The organism is Novipirellula caenicola (genome assembly GCF_039545035.1).
GTDB lineage: Bacteria > Planctomycetota > Planctomycetia > Pirellulales > Pirellulaceae > Novipirellula > Novipirellula caenicola.
In genome coordinates this window covers 1,150,805-1,171,018 of sequence record NZ_BAABRO010000001.1, presented here as the reverse complement: position 1 = coordinate 1,171,018, position 20,214 = coordinate 1,150,805, and the positions used below count along the sequence as shown (strand labels likewise).

21 protein-coding genes are annotated in these 20,214 nt (G+C 54.3%); 4 read left to right on the top strand and 17 right to left on the bottom strand.

Annotated elements, in window-relative coordinates:
* Positions 1-61: 61 nt before the first annotated feature.
* From ABEA92_RS04015 to ABEA92_RS04005, 3 genes are all read right to left on the bottom strand, one after another.
* Positions 62-520 carry an Hsp20/alpha crystallin family protein gene (locus ABEA92_RS04015; protein WP_345682497.1) on the bottom strand — a complete coding sequence of 153 codons (459 nt, stop codon included), beginning with the start codon at positions 518-520 and terminating at the stop codon, positions 62-64.
* Between the two features lie 160 nt (positions 521-680).
* Complete coding sequence (locus ABEA92_RS04010) at positions 681-1,109, bottom strand: Hsp20/alpha crystallin family protein (RefSeq protein ID WP_345682496.1); 429 nt, start codon at positions 1,107-1,109, stop codon at positions 681-683.
* Between the two features lie 59 nt (positions 1,110-1,168).
* A complete protein-coding gene (locus tag ABEA92_RS04005) occupies positions 1,169-1,597 on the bottom strand; it encodes an Hsp20/alpha crystallin family protein (protein WP_345682495.1) in 429 nt (142 codons plus the stop codon).
* A gap of 504 nt (positions 1,598-2,101) precedes the next feature.
* Between ABEA92_RS04005 and ABEA92_RS04000 the strand changes: the two genes are divergently transcribed.
* Entirely contained in the window at positions 2,102-2,437 is a 336-nt protein-coding gene (locus ABEA92_RS04000; protein ID WP_345682494.1) for a hypothetical protein, read from the top strand.
* A 122-nt stretch (positions 2,438-2,559) separates the two neighbouring features.
* Here ABEA92_RS04000 and ABEA92_RS03995 read toward each other — a convergent pair whose 3' ends face one another.
* Entirely contained in the window at positions 2,560-2,874 is a 315-nt protein-coding gene (locus ABEA92_RS03995; RefSeq protein WP_345682493.1) for a hypothetical protein, read from the bottom strand.
* 302 nt (positions 2,875-3,176) lie between these two features.
* Between ABEA92_RS03995 and ABEA92_RS03990 the strand changes: the two genes are divergently transcribed.
* Positions 3,177-4,325, top strand: a complete 1,149-nt coding sequence (locus ABEA92_RS03990; RefSeq protein WP_345682492.1) for a hypothetical protein — start codon at positions 3,177-3,179, stop codon at positions 4,323-4,325.
* Between the two features lie 951 nt (positions 4,326-5,276).
* Positions 5,277-6,497, top strand: a complete 1,221-nt coding sequence (locus tag ABEA92_RS03985) for a DUF1559 family PulG-like putative transporter (protein ID WP_345682491.1) — start codon at positions 5,277-5,279, stop codon at positions 6,495-6,497.
* A gap of 509 nt (positions 6,498-7,006) precedes the next feature.
* Here ABEA92_RS03985 and ABEA92_RS03980 read toward each other — a convergent pair.
* The 5 genes from ABEA92_RS03980 to ABEA92_RS03960 form a co-directional block, all read right to left on the bottom strand.
* Positions 7,007-7,906 (bottom strand): hypothetical protein, encoded by a 900-nt coding sequence (locus ABEA92_RS03980; RefSeq protein ID WP_345682490.1) that lies wholly within the window; start codon positions 7,904-7,906, stop codon positions 7,007-7,009.
* Positions 7,907-8,414: 508 nt separating this feature from the next.
* Entirely contained in the window at positions 8,415-8,567 is a 153-nt protein-coding gene (locus tag ABEA92_RS03975) for a hypothetical protein (protein ID WP_345682489.1), read from the bottom strand.
* A gap of 275 nt (positions 8,568-8,842) precedes the next feature.
* Positions 8,843-9,328: a hypothetical protein gene (locus tag ABEA92_RS03970; RefSeq protein WP_345682488.1), complete on the bottom strand. Its 486-nt coding sequence runs from the start codon at positions 9,326-9,328 to the stop codon at positions 8,843-8,845.
* Between the two features lie 979 nt (positions 9,329-10,307).
* Positions 10,308-10,460, bottom strand: a complete 153-nt coding sequence (locus ABEA92_RS03965) for a hypothetical protein (RefSeq protein WP_345682487.1) — start codon at positions 10,458-10,460, stop codon at positions 10,308-10,310.
* Positions 10,461-10,676: 216 nt separating this feature from the next.
* On the bottom strand, positions 10,677-10,961 hold the full coding sequence (locus ABEA92_RS03960) for a hypothetical protein (protein ID WP_345682486.1): 285 nt from the start codon (positions 10,959-10,961) through the stop codon (positions 10,677-10,679).
* 363 nt (positions 10,962-11,324) lie between these two features.
* Here ABEA92_RS03960 and ABEA92_RS03955 point away from each other — a divergent pair, with 363 nt between their 5' ends.
* Positions 11,325-12,260, top strand: a complete 936-nt coding sequence (locus tag ABEA92_RS03955; protein ID WP_345682485.1) for a hypothetical protein — start codon at positions 11,325-11,327, stop codon at positions 12,258-12,260.
* 145 nt (positions 12,261-12,405) lie between these two features.
* Here ABEA92_RS03955 and ABEA92_RS03950 read toward each other — a convergent pair whose 3' ends face one another.
* The 8 genes from ABEA92_RS03950 to ABEA92_RS03915 form a co-directional block, all read right to left on the bottom strand.
* Complete coding sequence (locus ABEA92_RS03950; RefSeq protein ID WP_345682484.1) at positions 12,406-13,062, bottom strand: dual specificity protein phosphatase family protein; 657 nt, start codon at positions 13,060-13,062, stop codon at positions 12,406-12,408.
* Positions 13,063-13,072: 10 nt separating this feature from the next.
* Positions 13,073-13,594 carry a macro domain-containing protein gene (locus ABEA92_RS03945; RefSeq protein ID WP_345682483.1) on the bottom strand — a complete coding sequence of 174 codons (522 nt, stop codon included), beginning with the start codon at positions 13,592-13,594 and terminating at the stop codon, positions 13,073-13,075.
* 19 nt (positions 13,595-13,613) lie between these two features.
* Positions 13,614-14,084 (bottom strand): macro domain-containing protein, encoded by a 471-nt coding sequence (locus ABEA92_RS03940; protein ID WP_345682482.1) that lies wholly within the window; start codon positions 14,082-14,084, stop codon positions 13,614-13,616.
* Positions 14,085-14,482: 398 nt separating this feature from the next.
* Entirely contained in the window at positions 14,483-15,151 is a 669-nt protein-coding gene (locus ABEA92_RS03935; RefSeq protein WP_345682481.1) for a DedA family protein, read from the bottom strand.
* The gene (locus tag ABEA92_RS03930; RefSeq protein ID WP_345682480.1) at positions 15,148-15,798 is read right to left on the bottom strand and encodes a hypothetical protein; all 651 of its coding nucleotides are present in this window, start codon (positions 15,796-15,798) and stop codon (positions 15,148-15,150) included. Before ABEA92_RS03930 ends, ABEA92_RS03935 begins: the two co-directional genes overlap by 4 nt.
* 784 nt (positions 15,799-16,582) lie before the next feature.
* On the bottom strand, positions 16,583-17,581 hold the full coding sequence (locus ABEA92_RS03925; RefSeq protein WP_345682479.1) for a hypothetical protein: 999 nt from the start codon (positions 17,579-17,581) through the stop codon (positions 16,583-16,585).
* Positions 17,582-17,889: 308 nt separating this feature from the next.
* Complete coding sequence (locus ABEA92_RS03920) at positions 17,890-18,291, bottom strand: leucine-rich repeat domain-containing protein (RefSeq protein ID WP_345682478.1); 402 nt, start codon at positions 18,289-18,291, stop codon at positions 17,890-17,892.
* Between the two features lie 270 nt (positions 18,292-18,561).
* Entirely contained in the window at positions 18,562-19,986 is a 1,425-nt protein-coding gene (locus tag ABEA92_RS03915) for a hypothetical protein (RefSeq protein WP_345682477.1), read from the bottom strand.
* Positions 19,987-20,214 lie beyond the last annotated feature (228 nt).

Sequence of the window (20,214 nt, the reverse complement as noted above, 5' to 3'; positions counted from 1 at the left end):
AGTGATGGACGCCTTCGGCCAGCCGTTAAACGAACGGACGTTCGCTTAACGGTTTACCTCATCAAGCCGCTTTCACCTCGATCCGTTTCGACGGTCTTGATTCATCCTTGGGCAGTCGGATTTGTAAAACGCCGCTGTGGTAGTTGGCGTCAATCTGGTCGTCCTTCACCCCTGCGGGCAAGGCGAACGATTGCTGGTAACTGCCGTAGTGATAGGAGCTTCCGTTCTTGCTCTTCGACTCTTGCTTGTGTTCCGCCTTCACGGTCAACACATTGCCGCTGACTTTGATGTCGATTTCGTCCGGTTCAAAACCTGGCATTTCAGCCGACATCACATACTCGTTCTCGTTTTCGTCGAAATGGGCGAATGAACGAGAAAGAGGGTCTTCGTTCCAGAATCGCGAGAGCAGATTGTCGAAATCTCGCCGCAGAGCGGTGATGGGATCGTCGTCGTGTCCGACCGTCAGTGAATGTCCACGGTCGTCGTTTCTTCGTTTCCAAGGAATCAATTTGTCAAACATGGAAGGTGCCTCCTTTCGTTATTCAGATGGTTTCAAATGACTTCGTTTTGCAACAAGCGGCCGAATGTCGGAGGTCGCTTTCGGGTTGTCACAAACGATGGTTTTGCAAATTCCTCCCGCCGCACGGGGCGGCGGGAGGGTGGGGATAGGTGCCAACGGATCAGTTGGCTTTCACTTCAATCCGTCGCGGTTTGGCGTGATCGGACTTCGGCAGGTGCAGCGTCAACACGCCATCGTGCAATTCCGCCGAGATGGCTTCGCTGTTGATCGCTTCACCGATCATGAACGTCCGCTGGAAGTCGCCGACACCGTATTCGCTGTACAGGTATCCTTCGCCATCATGGCAGCAGCTCACCTTGCCGTGGATCGTCAGTTGACGGTTCTCGAATTGGATATCCAAGTCGTCACGTTCGACGCCCGGAAGATCGCCGTACAGGATCAACTCGTCGTCGCCTTCCCAAATGTCAAACCGAGGTTGGTAGGTCGATCGAGCTTGTTGATTGTTTTCGTTCTGATATTGGCTCAGTCGTCCATGGTCGTTCTGATTTTTGGTTTCGTTTTGATTGGTTGTTGTCATGGTGGTGCTCATGGTTCACCTCCAAAGATTTTAGGGATTTGGTTTGTTCGTGATCGTCCAAACGGGGTGGATCAGTTTGCCTTGACTTCGATTCGTCGCGGCTTGACGGCTTCGCTCTTAGGCAGCGTGATGTGCAGCACGCCGTTTTTGAACTCGGCCGATACCTTTTCGCTGTCGATGTCACCGGGCAATTCGATCATGCGGCTGAACTTGCCATAGCTGCATTCTTGGCGATGCCATGTTCCGCCTTCATGCTCCGGTGGCTTGCGTTCGCCTTTGAGCGTCAATTGATTTCCGGTGACGTAGATTTCCATATCATCCATGTGGAAGCCGGGCAACTCAGCTTCGGCGTAGACGTTATCCTCGTCTTCGCGAACGTTCAAAGCGGGAAAGCTACCGACGCCCATCACGCCGCCGTTACCGCCGCGGCTAAACAGCCGATCCATTTCGCGGCTGAGTCGATTCAGCTCCGTCCAAGGTTCCCATCGAGTTGCTAACATGTTCGTACCCTCCTTTCAAACGGGTTCAAAAGAAGAATCGTGTTTCAAGTTGATTTTTTATGGGATTAACCGAGTGTGCCTCGGTGGCAGTCTTTGCTGGCCACTTGGGTAAAATTGCAACGGCTGTACCAATTGCGAATCAACATGGTGGCGAAGCTTCCCGCTGAAAAACGTGCGTGTCGACTTCGTGTCAATTTGACGTCCCAACCGACAAACTGTCGCTCGGCCCGATGCGGCGAAATGCTCACAGCACGCTGCGGCAAGCCAGCACGGCAAGTTCTCTGCGGTACATCCTTTGCAACTTTGGATCCGCCACACGTCCGTGTTGCGACAGACTGGCATGCTAAGAAAAACTGGCGTGGTGAGACCGACGGGAGCTGCGGTCAATGCTTGTCATCGCGGTTTATACCCGTACCAAAATGGCAGCCTCTGGCAACCGCCGCGATCTGATTCGTGCCCTGATTGAATGTGACCAGAACCGAGAAGGTTGAAGGAGACCAAACGATGTCTTTCATCACGCATCATTGCCCGTCCTGTCACGCTCCGATGCGAGAGGGCTTTTTGATTGATCGTTTTGGCGAGTTCCAAAAAGACACCTTGTTCTGGGCGAGCGGCAGTTTCGGATCGTTCATGTTGGGACGCGAGCAGGTCTATCCCGTGACCACATGGCGTTGCCAACACTGCGGTTTGTTACAGTGCTATGCCGCCCCGGCGCAGATGCGGCAAGGTGATCACGCTGCCGCCACGACGCCCGGTGTCAACGACGCTGACGACTCGACACCGCCGCAGCAACCCACCGAGCACGACTCGCCCAACACCCTCCACCAAGTCGTCACGTAATGGATAGAAACGGATCCGCGGGCCGTAAAGCACCGGGCATCACCTTCGCAGCCACACTCGCCAGATCGCTGATGTTTGCACATTCGTAGCTACGCTTGCCAGAGCGTGGATGTTTGCTGTCGCTACGTCGCACGAGATGACCACCAATCGGCGTAAGGCGTGTTCTTGATCAGGTAGCGATTGTAGTCGCGGTCGTCGTCCCACCACGTCGGCCCGCGTTCGCCCAATGCGACTTTGGCGGCGTGCACCTTGTTGCGAGCGGCGGCCAGTGCATTGTCGTCGCTCGATCGCCGAGCGGCGGCGACTTCGCGGCGGGCGGTCATCAGTTCACTGACTAGTCGCTGGCGAGTTTGCTCATCCAGGTTCGGGTTCGTGCAGCGCCACAGCCGTTCTCGATGAACAAAGTAGCGGCCGTCAGGAGTGATGGGGTATTTCAAAAGATCGAGCTTGTTCAATTTCCAGCGAGGTGTCTGCGGCGTTTTAAATCAGATTACCCGATTTGCGAAGCACCGATCTTACGATTCGTTTCTCGCCATCAGGTCAATCCCTTCGCTCGGATTCGCTGCACGTCCCCTTCACTGCTGGACTGTAACACCAAACAATGCGGTTTCACGATGAGGAGATACTCGTTGGGGCGTTGTCGAGCGCAAAAACGAGTCCGTGTGTCTCAGCAAGATGAACTGGGAATCACTGCCTCGTCCACTCCGTCAACGTTGCAGCAAACGAGGATCCGACGTCAATGTCCGAGTATCAATGGATCGAGTTCAGGGCGATCGAGTCACCGCTTGATCAAAAAGCCATCAAATTCATGCTCTCACAATCTTCGCGAGCGGAGATTGATGAGTGGCGGTTTACCAACGAATACAATTTTGGCGATTTTCACGGCGACGCCCCCGAGATGCTCCGCCGAGGTTACGACCTTTTTGTTCATTATTCAAACTTCGGCCACCGCCTGCTCTACTTTCGGTTTCGCGACGGGTTTGCCTTTGGGGACTTGGTCGATCAATACACCGATGGCGAGCAAATCTGCTGGGAACCGGATGAGCAGGGGAGCGGCGGTACGTTGATGATCATACCCGAAGGCGACGCGGGGACGTTCGACGTGGTTTGGGAGCTTGAGACGTTGGCGTCCGATTTTGTTCCGCTATGGGAGATGATCCGTCGCGGTGACATGCGACCGCTGTATGTGGCCTACTTGGCGCTGTGTGCATGGTTTGATCCTGATTCTGATGATGACGACGATCGAGATCCGCCCATTCCGGCTGGACTAAAGCAATCGCACCCCGGTCTGGATCGACTGGCCGAGTACCTCGAAGTCGACCGTGATCTACTCGATGTGGCGGCGCAGGCTTCGGCCGACTTGCAAGACCAAACACTTGATGCAAAACGCATCGATAAATGGCTGCGAAACCAGGATCGCAAGCAACTGAGTACAAAATTGAAGCAGGTTTTGTGCAACCCCACTGCGGAACCGCAACGGTTGCTCCGCGAGATTACGGACGAATTGTTCTCGCCAAGTGAGCCCGTACCGGGACGCAGCAGTCTGCGCGAGATGCTGCGACAAGCCAATGAAGTGGCAAGGCAGCGGAGCGAAGCGATCGAGGCCGAGAAGGCTCGGAAAAAAGCCGAAGCCGAACGATTGCAACGCGAGCGGCACGAGCAGCAAATTCAATCAATCGCAAGCGATCCCGGTCCGATTCTCCGCCGCATTGACGAGGCGATCGAGGAAAGGAAGCGGCCATCGTACCAACGAGCCGCAAGCGATTTGAAATTGCTTCAAGAGGCGCTTGGTCCTGCCTACGCGCAGACCAAGGTCAAAGAGCTACGAAGCAAGTACCCCAGCCGATCGGCACTCCACTCCGAAATTCAAAGAGCGATGGAAGGTTAAAGGTCGGTACTAGAAAGTTGATGACAGCAGCCCGCATGATTACCGGGCGCGAGCCAACCGAGTCGAGTCGTTCCTCGCTCCGCCCTGCCCGTGCGAACATCCCCAAGAACTTTGGAAGCGTCGTTGTAGTCTGGAGTTCCTAGCAGGTAGTCTGCAGTAGGAAACGCGACAGACTCCGCAGGAGAGACTAGGGCTAAGTCAACGGCATCGCGATCTTTTTGAAACGCGAACAATGATTGGCAATGCTGTGAAGCATATAGAGACGGCAAATTACGGCGGTTGTGTTTTGTAGCTATGCTCTCGCCAGAGCGTGGATGATAGCTGGCCAATACGAATCACCACCTTCTGGCGAAGGTGGCTACGAGAAAATGCTTCACAGCGTTGCCCGAAGGGGCGACCTAAAACCTGGCCTGAATCCACCCTGACAACCAGGGTTATGCCGGTGTTGCAAATCTGAATCCATGCTAATCGCAAACCGCAAGGTATGACCTGGGGCGGCGGGCGGAAGGATAGCGTCTTGACGGGTAATAACGTTGAGACTAGAGTTTCCGGTGAATCCATGTGTTAGGCAGCGGTCGGCTGCTCAAAGTGAGAAAATATCGCAATTTCTGCGATAACAGGTCGAATGTCGCTTGCGACCTTCGTTCTCATTGCTAGATGCTTTTCCATTGCCACTTCATCGTATTAATCACCCCCAATGTAGTTTTCATGAAAACGAAGTTTAGTCTTTTGTCGGTATTTCTATTGGCTTTCATTTCCGTTAGCGGTTGCGATAGTAAGGAGCCGCAAGTTATTCAGGCTCCACCGCAGACACAAGAACAACTTGATGCCTACGATGATGAAATCCGTCGCGATCAATTTGGTGATCAACGATAGTCACTGCCGATCTTTAGCCTGCTCCCTGTTGTGCCGTCTCCCTTAATCGAAACGTCTCCCCATAAGTCTCGAATCATGTTTACAAAAACTTCCCATCGGCAAGGGTTCACCCTGGTCGAACTACTTGTCGTGATTGCCATCATTGGCGTCCTTGTTGGTCTTTTGTTGCCCGCCGTGCAGGCGGCGCGTGAGGCGGCGCGACGGATGTCGTGTAGCAATAATGTCAAGCAGCTTGGTCTCGCACTGCAAAACTACCATTCCGCCTATGGCCAATTACCGATGCATTCTGGTGGGACTTATTTGAAGCTCGATGACACCACCTACACCGGTGCAGATCGTAATCGAGCGACGAATCGGTTTCGTCTGAGTTTCCTTGTCGGTTTGACTCCCTTTTTTGAACAGCAGGCAATTTGGGAGCAAATCTCGAATCCGATGGCCACGAATGCGGCGGGAAATTCCATCACTCCATCTTATCCTGCGATGGGCCCGCATCCTTGGGATACAGAATACGCCCCTTGGATGACCGAAATTCCGGCTCTTCGCTGTCCCAGCGATCCTGGAGTCGGTTTGCCGGCGATGGGCCGAACCAACTACGCCGCTGGTCTTGGTGATGCGACGGATAACAACGATCGCGGCGCGTTGCGATTCTATGGCGGCACGCGCGGATGGGATTCCGATAGCGCCCACGCCGCACTCGTCTCGGCTGCCTGTCGCGGCGTTTTCTTTCCTCGCAAATTTGTGAAGTTCAGAGACCTTCTCGACGGGACGTCCAACACGATGCTCTGTGGAGAGATTGTGACAGGCTTGGGCGACCGTGACGCCCGAGGTATTTCGCTTGAAAACGCGGGTTGGACGAATCAGGGTGTGCATGACACGCCCACCCGATGCGACTCGCAACTTGACCCGGCGCGACCGCAATTTTGGCGTCAAACGCTAACCTTCGGAAATCTCACCGCCGATGGCGAAGGCCGTGGTTTTCGTTGGGCTGATTCTGCAGCGGCGTATACCTGTGTCAACAACATTCGTCCGCCTAACAAAGGCATTTGCATGGGGGCGAGTGAATCGTCAGCAGGGCACTTGCCCGTTAGCAGCCGTCATCAGGGCGGAGCTCATGTCTTGATGGCGGATGGTGCCGTCAAGTTTATTACGGAATCAATTGACTCTGGGGACCAGTCGGCGGGCACGGTGATCAATGGAGGAACCGGAGTTCGTGCGCCGGGCTCGAAGAGCCCCTACGGCCTGTGGGGTGCCTTGGGGACACGAGCAAACCGTGAAGTGATTTCCGAGCCATTCTAATGCAATAGCTAGAATGGGCAGCGCCCCAGTGAATTCTAAGAGGATGAGTGGGGCGTGTCGGAGTGAAGCAGTGGAGTGCATCGGCGAAAACCGATGTTCAAAGAGGCCGCTGGCTGGATGGTGGTCCTCAACAGCAAATAGCTCGTCGCGACAGCATGTCGCCACGAGCGTGGCGGTTGGGCGATCCCGACGGGGCGACATGAAACTTCTTCGCGAAAGATGGTCGCCCCCCGGCTTCCACGCTTTAGGGCGTGGCAAAGCCCTCCCGCTTCGTCGGCTCGTGGTGATCGAGGCATCTCGATAGCCTGCCACCCGCTACCGCCAGACTAAGGCGTTTGCCCCATTCGATTTCTCTGACCCATTTGATTTCTCTCACAGGCGACTTGGCTTGCAGGCGAAGGTCCATTCCATGTTTGGAGTCGAGACATGGATGACACGGCACTATGAAGAGTATGAAGAGGGACAGAGCATTTTTCAGTTGATCGGCGTGAGACCCGGTGTCGCTATTGCTATTCGGCGGCTGTACTGGCAAGCTCGACTTGCAGGTCGGATTCGAGTTGTTTGCATTCTTCGCGGGTCCAGAACCGGTAGTCGCCGAATTCGTGGACGGCTGACAGTTCGTTCGCAAACAACGCCTTGATCGGTTCACGTAGCGGCGCGTCAACGGGCATCGCGATGTATTTGTCCACCAAATATCGCCGGCCCGTGGCGTTTTGCATCAGCAGATTTAGCGGGCGACGAATTTGGCTCGCGTCTCCCTTGATTTTGGCAAACCAGTGCTGCATCAAGTCTGGCGGGATGTGGTCGAACTGTTCCATCAAGATCAAGGTCTCGACACAGTTCATCCGGTCGGTCATGTGTTTGGAAGTCTTGATGTGCTTTGCGACCGCGTCGACGTGTCGCGGCTCGGTCTCCATTCGCCACCGTGCGAGGATCGCGGCGGCATCGAGATCGCTGAGCTTTCCGCCTACTTGCGTTTCCAGCAAAATCCCAAAACTCTTGTCGTTCGGAGCCAATCCAAGATTTGCGTAGGCACAGATCAACGAGTGTGACAAGGACAACTCGCCGCTACTCGATTCTAGGTCGCCCATCACCAGAGACAGCAAGTCGGTGATGGTGGCGGGGTGGCGATCGGGACGCCACAGGGCTTGTTCAAGCATCGTGCCTCGAACGAACGGGTCTAAAAACAAAGAGGTTTCGTCGGTTAGGACAAGATCAAACTTGTGACGGATCAATTCCATGAACTCAAAGAGTGCTTTTTCTCGTTCATGCGCCTGCTCTGCCGAAAGCGTTTTTGCACTTGTCTCGTTGGTGCTTGCCACGGTGCGATACACCAGTTCGCTAAACGTATCGGCCCAATCTTTGAATTGGTTGTCCAAGAAAAACTGGCGGCAGGTTTCCTTTGTCATGCTCTTAGCGTCCTCCTGATCTGGATCAAAATCCTCACCGGGATGCTGCACCCGAGCATACCCAACCCCCGAGCCGTTAATGTTTGTGTGCCACTGACGTGCACCACGGTTCTGATAAGCGAGGCATGAACGAACCGGATACCCAAAGAATTTTGATTCGGCTGGCATGCGGTTGGTAATGATGAAGCCGCCAGCATCGCAGATAATTACCTCCCGCATCAAAGAGCGATCCAAAGTCGACTGTGGGTTGCTGCTGCCCGAGATGACTTTCGGCAGTGGCAGGCTGTAATCAGTAACTTCGTCCGGCCTCCCCTTTCTTGCCCGGTAGAACGGGGCAATCATCGTATCAAGAATCCTGAACGAAAAGGCGATGGGAACAGCCTCTCGTTCAGAGCCCTCAAAGTTCAATGCGTTAGCTGAAACAATACAGCTTCTGGGAACCTGCTCACGGTCAACCGTCATTACGAACACATCGTCGTTCGCCCAGTCGACAAAGATTGTCGACAGCTCAATCTTGCCACGGTTGTTGATGAGTGAAGAACTGGTGTAACCCCCAGTGGGCGTGTTGCTCGGCGACAACGGTGGCACCGTGCTGCTGAACGCGTTCGTTTGCGCATTCGCGAATGAATACGTGATCGCCGTGATCAAGATAAAAAAACATGGATAGCAAAATTTGAAAAACACTTAGCACACTCGGGATTTGGATTTTTCGTCAATCGTTTTTTTCAAATTGTATGACAGCAAACGTTTATTGAATTGAAGATGCTCAAGCCATGCTTCACATCGCATTGCTGAGGAGCATTCGCCAAAAACGTCATTAGGATCGTTTGGTGTGTGGAGCATTGACGGGGGCAACGACGCAGATCAGCGGGGACCGGCAGTTGAGCATCCATTCGTAGAAACTGACCACCGGTGCATCCGCTGGTGACCCACTAACTAGTAGGTGTAAATCGTTGCGTCATCGAAACCGCCATCCAGCGTTGCGGATGCCTCGACATGGTAGTCCGCGAGTCGCTGGTCGTTGCCGCCCCAGTCGCCCCCGCCACCGCAAAAGTCGAGACGTAAATGATCAAAGTCGTCAGCTGGGCGAATCGTAATCATGTAGGGACAAACCAAGGAATCGCGAATCTGCTTGGCAGTTATTGTCAGTGGTGGCTCTTCCTGGCTTAGCAGCGTATTGAACTGCGAGAGACGATCCGTCGCCACATAATCTCGAAACTTCTTGAACCAGGATTTGTGTGCCATCCAAATGCGGTGAGCAGCGGGGGTTAGTTTTGCCAGCAGTTCGTCGGATCTTGTCTGTAGCGTATCGAAATTAAAATCGATGCTGGTTCCCTCGTACGTGCGCGTCGCGACAAATGTTTCGAAGTTGTCGTCCCACCGGGTTCCGTCAAATTTTGTTTTGGATTTAGAACCGCCCATACAATGTCTTCAGTCGGATAACGTTGGCGATCACCCAGTCGCCGCCATTTTAGTTTGTGTTCACGAGACGATCACGCCGGCGATTTGGGTGCACCCTATTGTTCCTCAATGTTTTGCCGCCGGCCGCCCGATGATTGTAGCAAGTCGATTGACGCGATCCAAATCCTCATTCTTCGCACTGCCTGCGCACAGTACAACCCTCTTCAACGAGCAAAGAAACTGGCAACGAATGAAACCGCAGATGGACGCAGATGAACACAGATTACCTTCTGACCCATCTGCGTGAATCTGAGTTCATCTGCGGTTCCCACTCCTCAAGTTCCGCGTTTTGCAATCCGACACTCGTCACGTTTGCAGCACAAAAAAACATCCTCGCCCTTCATCCGCCAGACCACGTTACACCGCCAAGTCCAATTCATTGAATACTAATTTCCAGTCTGGGAAGCGGCCGCGATCACCTGGGACGGGCGATTAATTTTTATCTGGAAGAACCACGTAAGTCGTCCTCGGGGGTACGTCTTGGTTCTAGCTGCCTGTTTTGTTCGTACTTGTACTCCTACTCAGCATCGCGGTACTCGTTCTCGTCTCCGATATTGTACTCGGCCACGAAGTCCGAACGTGCGATCAGGCGGGGCAACATTAACGCGACCCAAATCCTCGTACTTCGCACTACATTTGCACAGTACAACCCTCTTCGCTACACAAAAACTGGCAATGAATGAAACCGCAGATGGACGCAGATGAACACAGATTATCGCCTGACCCATCTGCGTGAATCTGAGTTCATCTGCGGTTCCCACTTTTCAAGTTCCGCGTTTTGCTATCCGACACTCGTCACGTTTGCATCACAAAAACATCCTCAGCCTTCATCCGCCAGACCACATCACACCACCAAGTCCAATTCATCGAATACTAATTTCCAGTCTAGGAACGGCGGCGATCACCTGGGGCGGACGATTGAATTTCCATCCGCTGAACCTCACAAGTCGTCCTCGGGGGCACTGTTTGGTTCTGGTTCCTCGCCTTCTTCGTACTCGTACTCAGTAACGCGGTACTCGTCCTCGTCTCCGGCATTGTACACGGTTGCGGGCTCGACCACGGTATCCGATTGTGCGATTAGGCGGGGCAACATCAACGTGATCCAAATCCTCGTGCTTCACGCTGCCTGCGCACAGCACAACCATCTTCACTGAGCAAGAAAATTGGCAACGAATGAAACCGCAGATGAACACAGATTAACTTCTGGCGCATCTGCGTGAATCTGAGTTCATCTGCGGTTACCACTTCTCAAGTTCCCCGTTTTGCATTCTGGCCCTCTATCCCGATTGACACTGGTTATCCGCCGTTCTTACGCCTTTCTCGCGAGTCGTTTTAGCACTGGCCAACCTACCCACACCCATCCCATTGCAATCAGCATCACGATAATGGGATCAATAGTAAACGTGACAGACATCGCAGCACCGCAAATGGTGACAAACGCAAGCGTGATAGCGACAGGCAATCGATGTGCCGAGCGACCATGCTGAGCCCCTTCTGCTTCCAGAGCGTTTGGCGGTTTGTATGGACTAGGACGCATTTCATTCTCGGCGTGATACAAGCTCACATATCGATGAACCACAGGGTGACGTTTCATGATAACACCAAGTGGCGAGCGCAGCGTACGGAACGCAGATGCCATCATTTGACGGCAATTCAGTCGGCGAACCTTCTGTAGTGCTCGCTACGACTTGCGGAAATCCTGAGGCGGCCACGATCGCCCAACTCCAAGGCAAGACAGGCGTGGGGGAAGGACTTGCAGTCGGTCCTCTTCGTCGATGGCGTGGCGGATCGCTCGATTTTTCGTGGTTTTGTTCGTCCGCCAGTCGGCATTTTTTTCTGATGGAAGCATCCGCTTGCGAATTTTCTTTCCAATGCGTGTAACACCTTCGTTTCGGTCACGCTTTGTTTGTTACAGACTCATTCGCTGCCAAATACGCGTACAAATTAGGAGTTGACGATGTTCACTCAACAGAGTTTTCGTGTCTGCCTTATCATGGTCGGGGTATTGTTCACCTGGGCGATCGACAGTGAGATGTCACTGCGTGCTGAAGATTTGCCCTCACTCTCGGACGTCTTGCCGGCTGCGTCCGAAGACGTTGATGGCATTGAACTGGTCGACGACTGGATGGAGAACACGATCGTACTGGTGGGGACTCCCGATGACGATAAAATCACGATTGAAATCGACGACGATCGAATTCGCTTTCGCGTCAATGGCGAAAGCGTCGGTTCAATTCGCGAACGTGACCTGCCGCCCGATCCCTTCGATGAAGACGTGCCGTCGATGAGCATGGGGCTGGGTTCTGCTCTCAAAATCATCGTTTCTGGCGCCGGTGGCAACGACTGGATTTCGCTTGCAAAGGATTACTCCGACGGGCCTCCGCTGAATACTTATGATCGATTACACTTCATCCTCTATGGCGATGACGGATTCGACTTTCTAAGCAGTGTAGGAGTCGATCAGGTGAGTTTCGTTGGCGGTCTCGGCATCGACACGCTGATCGGTGATGGATTCGATTCCGAGTATCTAGGTAGTGAGGTGCTGGTAACGGACTTGGAATCGTTGGGAATGGCTATTTTGCCAGACGGTGCAAAGGATCGCATCATTCCTGGGCACCCCGAAAGCACGGCCTATCGAAACTACTTCCTGCATATCACGCCGGTGTTGTACACCAGTCCAACGATCAAGGTGCTCGACAAGAACCCTCCGTTATTGCCGGGAGTGCCCGCGATCGATAATCGCGAGCAGGCGGACGTTCTAATTCCTGAACCAATCGTCTTCGACACGATCCTAATAGAGCGAGATGAGGTGATCAACGATATCGGATGCCTCGTCTTTGACCTGAACTTTCGAGAGGACGGCACGATGATGTTTCCGACACTTGTCGAGTGATCGCAAAGCAGTGGCGGTCCTCTAATGAGCATCGAGGGTGTTGGGGACCTCCGAGAAGTTGTGTGCGAAATTGTGCGAGCGAACCCCGAGCATCCGACATCGATTGATCCGGCACCAATTGATCCGGAACTCAAGTCGTCGCTCACTAGATCTGCTCTAAGACAGACCTCTGCAATGGATTCAATTCAACACCGGGGCGGGCCGACTGGACCATCGCGATTGCGTCTGCAGCGGTATTTGCTTTTCCCGAAACAAGCAGAACCGCTGAAGCAACAAGGCCGGTTCGGCCGTGACCTTGGGCGCAATGAATCAGAACCGGCTTTGGCATGTCATTGATTTCCGCGGCAAGCTGTCGAAGTTCCTCCGAAGTCGCTGCGGAACCATCCAGCATGGGATAACAAGTGTACGACTGAAGCATCCAATCACGCTTCGGTTCCGTGAATTCACAAGTCAAGTCGACCACCGACGGGATGTTATCCGGTAGTTCGTGTGCAAGCAGTCGTCTGGAAAGAATCAAATCTTTGCCGAGCGAGCTCAGCTTTGGCTCTCGCGAAAGTAGCCGAACCAGATGCCACACGGCGGCAACGTACACGACATAGGGAAACACCAGCAGCGTTCCGAGTCGGGAACGTCCGCCGTCAAAACGTTTGCCAAAGACACCGGGGGCCGAGTGCAAGTACGCCGCTGCAACGACACCAAACGAAAACGCGGGATAAAAAAGTAGCCACGCCCACGGACCAACGCGAGCGGCAGTGATTGATAGTGCCACCGCCAACAACAGAAAGAGGAACCCGTACTTCATGCGGTTGCCTTTACGCTTGAACTCGTGCCGCTGAAATCGCGTCAGCGAGCTCGGATTGATGCTCGGCTGTGCGGACGACGATGGTCAATGAAAGTCCATCGAACCTAGGTTCACCTACAAGCGGTGCCACCGCGGTTCCAAAATCAGCGATCGACAATGGGCCGTACCCGGTGGCCAGGGTCGGCATCGAGATCGTCTTCGCTCCTGCTTTGATGGCCATTTCCAAAGCGGCAAACACGGTCTGACGGACAAGTTTAATGGACGAATCGTAGAACGGGTCGATTGCGACGGCATGCAGAATGTAATCGAACGGCAGGTCTCCGGCGTTGCTTTGGACGACGCTTCCCGCTGGCACCGCCGAGATGCCATGACGTTTCAGGTAGGAGTGCAGTTCTTGTTGAATCGTCGGCCCAACCGCCGAAAGGATCGCTCCATTGACGCCGCCGGAAAGATTCAGCCAAGGGTTTGCGGTAGAGATCAACCCGTCCGCGGGCACTCTCAGCACATCGCCAACTTGGAGGTTGATTTGCATTTCCGTGGAACCTGTTTTGTCAGTCTTTCTTGAATTGGACGATCACGATTCGCCCTGCGAAGCGAACCGTTGCGAGCTCAACCTTCATCATAGCAAGTACGGCGCTGGTCGACCCGCCACCCGTGCCCGCACCAATCAGTGGCAACGCAATCGAAGTAAATTGCTTTTGCTCGGCCATCGCCAACGCATTTCGACAAGAATCACGAATCGACCGTTCGTTGGACCGCCATGTCATGCTGATGCCGGCCACGTGGATGATGGCTTTGAATGGCAGCTTGCCCGCACTGGTTAGCACGGCCCCGCCGAGCGGAATCGGACCGTGCTTGGCGAGTTCGCGAAACGGTGCATATCCAGCACGACGCTTGATCGCTCCGGAGACGCCTTGAGGAAGCAGCAGCCACCATGGAATGATGTTTCGATTCCAGGCGTTGACGATGACCTCGACGTCTTGATCGAGTAGGTCGCCCGTCACGACGTTGATATTGGTCATCAGCGAGTTCCTACAGAAAAGCGATGTAGTCGTTGACCAGTCTATCGGATTTCGCATGCACCAATGGAGCTAAACGCTGTTAGCCAATCTCTGGTAGCTACGAGAAAATGCTTCACATTTGCGTTTCGTAGCTGCGCTCGCCAGAGCGTGGATGTTTGCCGCCCAAAAACGAATCACCACCTTCTGGCGAAGGTAGCTACGAGAAGATGTTACACAGCGTTGAATTATAGGGTGTCAGCACGATCAAAGGCTGTTAGCTGCGGGTGGCGTTGTCCATGCCGCACTGCGGGAGTTTTATTCATGCTGGCACGACTCTCCAACGTAGACAGGTCCCGAAAAGTCGTTTAGTGTGGTCATCCGGAATCAATTGCTGGACATACCTAGTTGTCGCGAACCTCTCAGCGTTGCAACTCTTGATTGTCGAGTTCTTCGCTTTGATCTTTGCGTTTCCATTTTCTGAATCGCACTTGCGTTGGACGTTTTCGCTTTAACAGGAAATACACGCCGGCCAGGACGAACACGATGCCCACCAGCAGGCCGCTAAAGTCGCTGGCCAAGCTGCCGATCACCTCCCATTCACTGCCAAAGGCATAGCCGAGCCCGCCGAAAACGAGAATCCAGGTCACTTCGCCTGCCACATCGAAGGCGAGAAAACGGACAAAGGGATAGCCACCGCCGCCGGCTGCCAAGTTGGTGGGAACTGCGAACGCGGTGAGCATCCAGCGAGTGAGATAGATTGCGACTCCACCCCGATTCAGCAGTGCGGATCGCGCACGCCGCCACGACCGCCGTCCTCCGAAGCGACGTTCGATGCTGATGCGAGCATAGCGGCCCATACCAAACGAAACCACGTCACCCAGCACGACACAGGCAAGGATACAAATCGGAGTCAACACCTCATCCAAAACACCTTGTCGCACGAACGCCCCTGCCGCGATCACAAACAGCGTGCTGGGCAGCGGAACTCCGACAGCGGCTGCAAAAATCGATAGACCTAGTGCGAGCAGGCCGTACGCGGCGATCCAGGTGAGGATCTGTTCAATCAGCGGTGCAAGCGACAAACTCATTGCACCTCCTGTGCATGCCGAGCGATGAGGGCCTGGATATCCTCGATCAAGCCGCGAGGGCCACGAGGATATCGCAGTTCGTTGGCCAGTACATCCAAGGGCTTGTGAATGTAAACCTCATCGTCACTGCCTGATTCACTCGAGGGTGATTCCTGGGACGCTAACGCGTCCAGTCCGAGTTCGTCAACGATCGTGGTAATCGGGATCCCTGAGCTATTCGCGATGTACTCGAGTGTCATCCAGCGACGTACGTCGCTTAGACCGGTCGCGACAGGATCTTTGTGATAGGCCAGAATGATCTGTCGCAGACGGTCGATGACGGCCGGGTAATCGCCGGTTTCCGAACGTCCCAAACCGAGTTCCTCGTTCAAATGCTTGACATCAATATTGCGGCGGCGTTCGGTTGCGTTGACCCCCAATTCGGCGTAGATGTATTCTTGCGGGACCGCGTAGGCTGCGGCAATAAAATGGATCGTCATCCAAGGGTGAATGGCGTCGACGTCCGCGTCACCGGTGTCAAAACCCTGTTCTTGGATAAACCGCAATTGACGATACGATTCCAGCGTGCGACCGCCGAAGTAGAAAACCAAGCCAAGCCCTATCAGGATCAGGGTAAATTTCAGCAGCTTTTGCTTAGGAGTGGTCATCTTCTTCGTTTCATTCGCGATTGAGAGTCACCGCCGAATCGACGCTCAGCGTTATCGAAATGAGCAACACATGTCTTCGTTGGGTTTTGCATGTCCAGCAAAGGCCCGTCGGATGTTTAAATGGCGGTTGATGCTACGTAGCGGACGTCACCCGACGGTGGATTCACGCTCGGGCGAACGTTGCTACGACCGTTATGGCTCCGTCGGTCCTTAGCGTAGCATAAGCTGGTAGGCAGGACTCGTCGGGTGAAATCCCATTGGCCACATCGGCAAACGCCGCAAAGCAATTTCTACAACCCGAATGCGTAAGTTTTGAAGATGCGCTTCCGTATTTAGGGGCAAAGCCCCGGACGTTAACCTAGCCCAGCCCAACGGGCTGGGACCAAGAAAACCAGTGAACTGAAGGGCCAACGGCCCGGCCGTTTACTCGGATCTACTGACGTCGGCTGGTAAATGGCCGGGCCGTTGGCCCTTAGGTGTCTTGGCATCGCAAACCTGGCCCATTGGACCAGGCTAGGCAAATTGCTGGGCCTTTGGCCCGGAGAACATCGAAAAACGCGACATCAAGATGCGTAAAAGAGAATCTCGATCTTGGACTCGGTCCCTCGCTTATGATTCGGGTTGTGATAAACGCGCAACTTCAAAACTGACGCGTCCGGGTTGTGATGAGCTGGCAAAACACGACTCCGAAATGCTTCCTCGCGTTGCTCCGAACGGCTAATGCACCGGAAACCCCCTGCCTGTTCCGACATGTCTTGCTTGATTCGTGCTTTGGTTCTTTCGGTTACTTGCCAACGGTTGTTCGCATTAACACCAAATTGTCATGCACCAGACTCGATGACCAAATGAATTGTGCATCGGATTGGGGGGCGTCAAACAGATCAGTGAAATTCGTGTACGCCGGCTTGTTTTCGACTCCAACAAAGTCATTGGTATAGGTGACTGCGTTTGGCCATTCGCTATCGTCGAAATCGGCAGCGGCCCATCCTTCCGGCATCGGCCAGTGGGCTGCGAAGTAAGCGGTACCGTCTGCGGTGTCTTCGGTGCTGCACTTTGAGCTGTCCCGAATGGCTCCATTGAGTTCAAGGCATTCCTTGGTCTTGAGGGGCGCCGTGTAAAACGTTTGTGCTTTCCAGTTCGCGTCGGTGATCGAAACGGTTTCGTCTGCGGCGTCTTTGACAACTGCTACCAATCCGGCGTCTCCTTGGTGAAACGGTGCACCTTTGAACTTTTCAAATCCCAGTCCCAGTCGTTCCTCCCAATCAACGCCCATGATCGCAATGGTGAACGGTCGCTCGGCTTTGAAACGAATAACGCTACTGTTAAACGGAGTCATCGGAACGGCATCGACCGCCAGCAGTTTTCCGTTCACGTAGAACTCGAAATAGTTGTCGCCAAAAACGTAAGCTGTGAATGTCTCGTCGCCGCCTGCGTCGATCACCGGAACCGTTTCCAGATCAACCTCGGAAATTCCGGCTGGCTCAACCCCAGTTGCTTCGTTGTACAGGTCGGCCGCCTTGGTCGCCGATTGGAAATGCGTTTTGGCTGGCACCGTCCACTCCGCCCCATCTTCCGACTTGATCGTTCCAACATTTGCCGTACGTGGATTGTTTCCCTTCCATTGGAACAGCTTGACAATGTCCGATTGAGCCTCGCCCTGTGTGAACGACGGCTGAACGGGGGTAGCGTCCCGTTCCTGCGCGTCAGCCACTGGGTGGGTTACCGCGTTGATGGCGAGCAGAACTGTCGTCGCGATCGCAGTAGTGAAAGTGTGACCATTCATGAATTTTCCTCAGCGGACAAGTCGTAAGTTGCAGTGTTTTTAGGTCGGTTCCGAGTTTACGGGATCAGAGCATTCTGAGCACGTATCGGTAGAATGACCAAACAGCAGAGGCGACCGACGCCACGTCAGCCGTCCGCCCACTCGCGGATCGCACCTGCGGGAACTTACTCAATCGGAAACGACGATGAATGGCAGGGACAAGAGGGGCAAGGACAAGAGGGTCAGCGGCGGAGCCATGAGACCGCACATTGTTTCGATGTTTCGACTTGCATGCCACCCGACCGACTGGCTTTGCCGTCTTCTTGCGTTTAAGCGAGGATCTCGGCATCGGGCAATCCCGCGCGAAGTGCTGCGACTCCATCCGGGGTGATCTGCGTGTCGGCGACGTCGATGTAGTTCAGCGTCATGCCAACCAGCGTGGGAACCGATGCGTCGGTGACTTGCGTCCCGCACAGGTTCAGTCGAATAAGTTTAGGGAGCTGTGCGATCATCTCGATCGCGTGATCCGAAATGCCGGTCTTCCAGAAGCTGATCCCTTCCAGATTCGAAAGCGGCAACAGCGCTTCGACGTCGGCATCGGAGACCTCCACTTGGTTGAAGTTGATATCGACGATGTCCTCGTTGGGAATCTTTTGCCGACTTCGAAAAGCTTCACCAAGGAACGTGAAGCGAACTCCTCGGTCGGTCAAGGCAATCAACGCGGCATCCATCGAACAAATCTCCGTCGCGAACCATCGGGATCGGTAGCCGATCAAGAAGACAGCGTCTCCTCGGCGGGCCTTTCACGGCTTGTGTATCGTAACCTCTATTTGCATTTGCAACTCCCATGCCACATCCTCCGAACGAATCTCGTCCTTCGTCGATCGGCTTCCGCTGCCGAGTCGGTCTGACGGGTTTGAATTGTAGCCACCGTCGCCAGACGGTGGACGCCATGATCGACGCTCTGGCTAGCGGCATTGCGGGCGGAATATTCCGGCGGGCTATTGCCGCCCCGATGGTCTCTGGCCGCCGCGTCCGCTCGGCCTTGCTCCCGCTCCCATTCCGCCCTGGCCTCCCTGACGTGCGCCGCCACGACCGCCTGGAAAATGACTACGCCCGTTGACCATGCCAGCCGATTCATCTTCGTCCAGCCAGACGGTGAATTCCTGCCCGACCGACTGGCACCAGCCCTTTTCTTTGTTGCATGCAAAGTACTGAATCTTTACTGTAATCGGTTCGTCCGTGTCCCAGTCTTTCACATTGATCAAGAACTCGCGGGGCTCATCGTCCGATTCGACTTCCAATCGTTTGGCTTGCCCCGTAGCGGGTGAGACCGTTGCACCTTCGGCAACGATTTTGTACTCCGGTGGACTGGCCAGGTTATTCCAACTGGCTCCCAACACAGGGTCTTGGCGAAAGCCAAGGTACAATGTTCCCGTTCCGGTTTCGATCAATTGTTGGTCCGCTTCGGGACGAAGTTTGACATAACGGTTGGACGGATTGAAATCGTTTGAACGCAACGCGGCGACGGGATTGCTTTTGCCGCCCGATTCGACACGCAGCGGGACCGCTTTTCCTTCCACACTCACTCGCTCCAACAGCATTTCATTTTTGGGGGTGAGGTGACGTTCGAAACGCGGAAGGTTCAAGTCTTCGACAGTGGTCAGTGTTTCCGGCTTGCCAACCAAAGTTTCCAGCGACTCACGAAGGCTTGAACCGCGTCCCCACGAATTCCGATGCACAACTTTGCCTGATTGGTCGAACACGAACTGAGAATTCGGCGTCAGCACGAAATAGGTTTTCAACTGGTTGTCAATCGGATCTGTCAGCCACGGAATTTCGGTTTGCAAGAGCTCCTCGGCATGATCGACTTGAGAAAATCGGTCCTCGATCGAAGACGGTTGCACGAAACCCCAGTTCTCTGGATGGGTCAGCGATTGGTACAGGAAGTAGAAGTCAACGTCTTGGTCTTTGAAGTCGCGAGCGACCGCCTCGATCTCGGGGTAGGAATTACGGAATTCGGGACATGTCAAACAGCCACCGACGATCACCGTGTACTTCGACTTGAAGATGCGATTCACGGGCACCAGTTCGCGAGCGACGTTGTAGACCTGAAGGTCCTCGGGCAGTTCGGAACCAATGGGAAATTTTTCGTTGAATTCGGTGTCACGCGGACGAACGCGATCACGAGGCCGGCCGCCCTGGGATGCTTGTCCAGCCCCTTGTCCTCGTCCTTGCCCCAGACGTCCCTGACCTGAGCGACCCTGTCCCGCGCGACCTTGACCGGCGCCACGTGGACCTTGGCGAAAGCCCTGGTTGTTTTGCGTTTGGTCCTGCGGAGCTTGTGCCTGTAACGCGCCGGAAATCAACACGTAGGCGATCAAAGTTGCGAAGCGGCAGAGAGATTTAAGTATGGAACGTTTCATGGACGAGCTCGTTGTTTCAGGAGAGAAGGGTTCACCGTCTAAAACCCCACCGCCACACCGCTTCTACAAGAAAACCGAAAATATTGTTTGGCAAAAGACTTTTAAGCGTCGCTAGCGAACCGAATGATTCACCTGCCCCTCAACGCGCTGCGATCAAGTCCACTGCCTGCTGCTATACTTCGGTGAAGGCTCGCTTGTTCGCAGCATCCTCTCGGCGTAGACTTTCGA

What these genes read in the sequence shown, in the direction of transcription:
- ABEA92_RS04015 (WP_345682497.1), bottom strand. Translation starts at nt 520, where the DNA reads ATGTTTGACAAATTGATTCCTTGGAAACGAAGAAACGACGACCGTGGA.
- ABEA92_RS03990 (WP_345682492.1), top strand. Translation starts at nt 3,177, where the DNA reads ATGTCCGAGTATCAATGGATCGAGTTCAGGGCGATCGAGTCACCGCTT.
- ABEA92_RS03970 (WP_345682488.1), bottom strand. Translation starts at nt 9,328, where the DNA reads ATGGGCGGTTCTAAATCCAAAACAAAATTTGACGGAACCCGGTGGGAC.
- ABEA92_RS03915 (WP_345682477.1), bottom strand. Translation starts at nt 19,986, where the DNA reads ATGAAACGTTCCATACTTAAATCTCTCTGCCGCTTCGCAACTTTGATC.
- ABEA92_RS03925 (WP_345682479.1), bottom strand. Translation starts at nt 17,581, where the DNA reads ATGAATGGTCACACTTTCACTACTGCGATCGCGACGACAGTTCTGCTC.
- ABEA92_RS03955 (WP_345682485.1), top strand. Translation starts at nt 11,325, where the DNA reads ATGTTCACTCAACAGAGTTTTCGTGTCTGCCTTATCATGGTCGGGGTA.
- ABEA92_RS03965 (WP_345682487.1), bottom strand. Translation starts at nt 10,460, where the DNA reads ATGTTGCCCCGCCTAATCGCACAATCGGATACCGTGGTCGAGCCCGCA.
- ABEA92_RS03950 (WP_345682484.1), bottom strand. Translation starts at nt 13,062, where the DNA reads ATGAAGTACGGGTTCCTCTTTCTGTTGTTGGCGGTGGCACTATCAATC.
- ABEA92_RS03985 (WP_345682491.1), top strand. Translation starts at nt 5,277, where the DNA reads ATGTTTACAAAAACTTCCCATCGGCAAGGGTTCACCCTGGTCGAACTA.
- ABEA92_RS03980 (WP_345682490.1), bottom strand. Translation starts at nt 7,906, where the DNA reads ATGACAAAGGAAACCTGCCGCCAGTTTTTCTTGGACAACCAATTCAAA.
- ABEA92_RS03920 (WP_345682478.1), bottom strand. Translation starts at nt 18,291, where the DNA reads ATGGATGCCGCGTTGATTGCCTTGACCGACCGAGGAGTTCGCTTCACG.
- ABEA92_RS03940 (WP_345682482.1), bottom strand. Translation starts at nt 14,084, where the DNA reads ATGACCAATATCAACGTCGTGACGGGCGACCTACTCGATCAAGACGTC.
- ABEA92_RS03930 (WP_345682480.1), bottom strand. Translation starts at nt 15,798, where the DNA reads ATGACCACTCCTAAGCAAAAGCTGCTGAAATTTACCCTGATCCTGATA.
- ABEA92_RS03935 (WP_345682481.1), bottom strand. Translation starts at nt 15,151, where the DNA reads ATGAGTTTGTCGCTTGCACCGCTGATTGAACAGATCCTCACCTGGATC.
- ABEA92_RS03960 (WP_345682486.1), bottom strand. Translation starts at nt 10,961, where the DNA reads ATGAAACGTCACCCTGTGGTTCATCGATATGTGAGCTTGTATCACGCC.
- ABEA92_RS04000 (WP_345682494.1), top strand. Translation starts at nt 2,102, where the DNA reads ATGTCTTTCATCACGCATCATTGCCCGTCCTGTCACGCTCCGATGCGA.
- ABEA92_RS03945 (WP_345682483.1), bottom strand. Translation starts at nt 13,594, where the DNA reads ATGCAAATCAACCTCCAAGTTGGCGATGTGCTGAGAGTGCCCGCGGAC.
- ABEA92_RS03975 (WP_345682489.1), bottom strand. Translation starts at nt 8,567, where the DNA reads ATGTTTTTTTATCTTGATCACGGCGATCACGTATTCATTCGCGAATGC.
- ABEA92_RS04010 (WP_345682496.1), bottom strand. Translation starts at nt 1,109, where the DNA reads ATGAGCACCACCATGACAACAACCAATCAAAACGAAACCAAAAATCAG.
- ABEA92_RS04005 (WP_345682495.1), bottom strand. Translation starts at nt 1,597, where the DNA reads ATGTTAGCAACTCGATGGGAACCTTGGACGGAGCTGAATCGACTCAGC.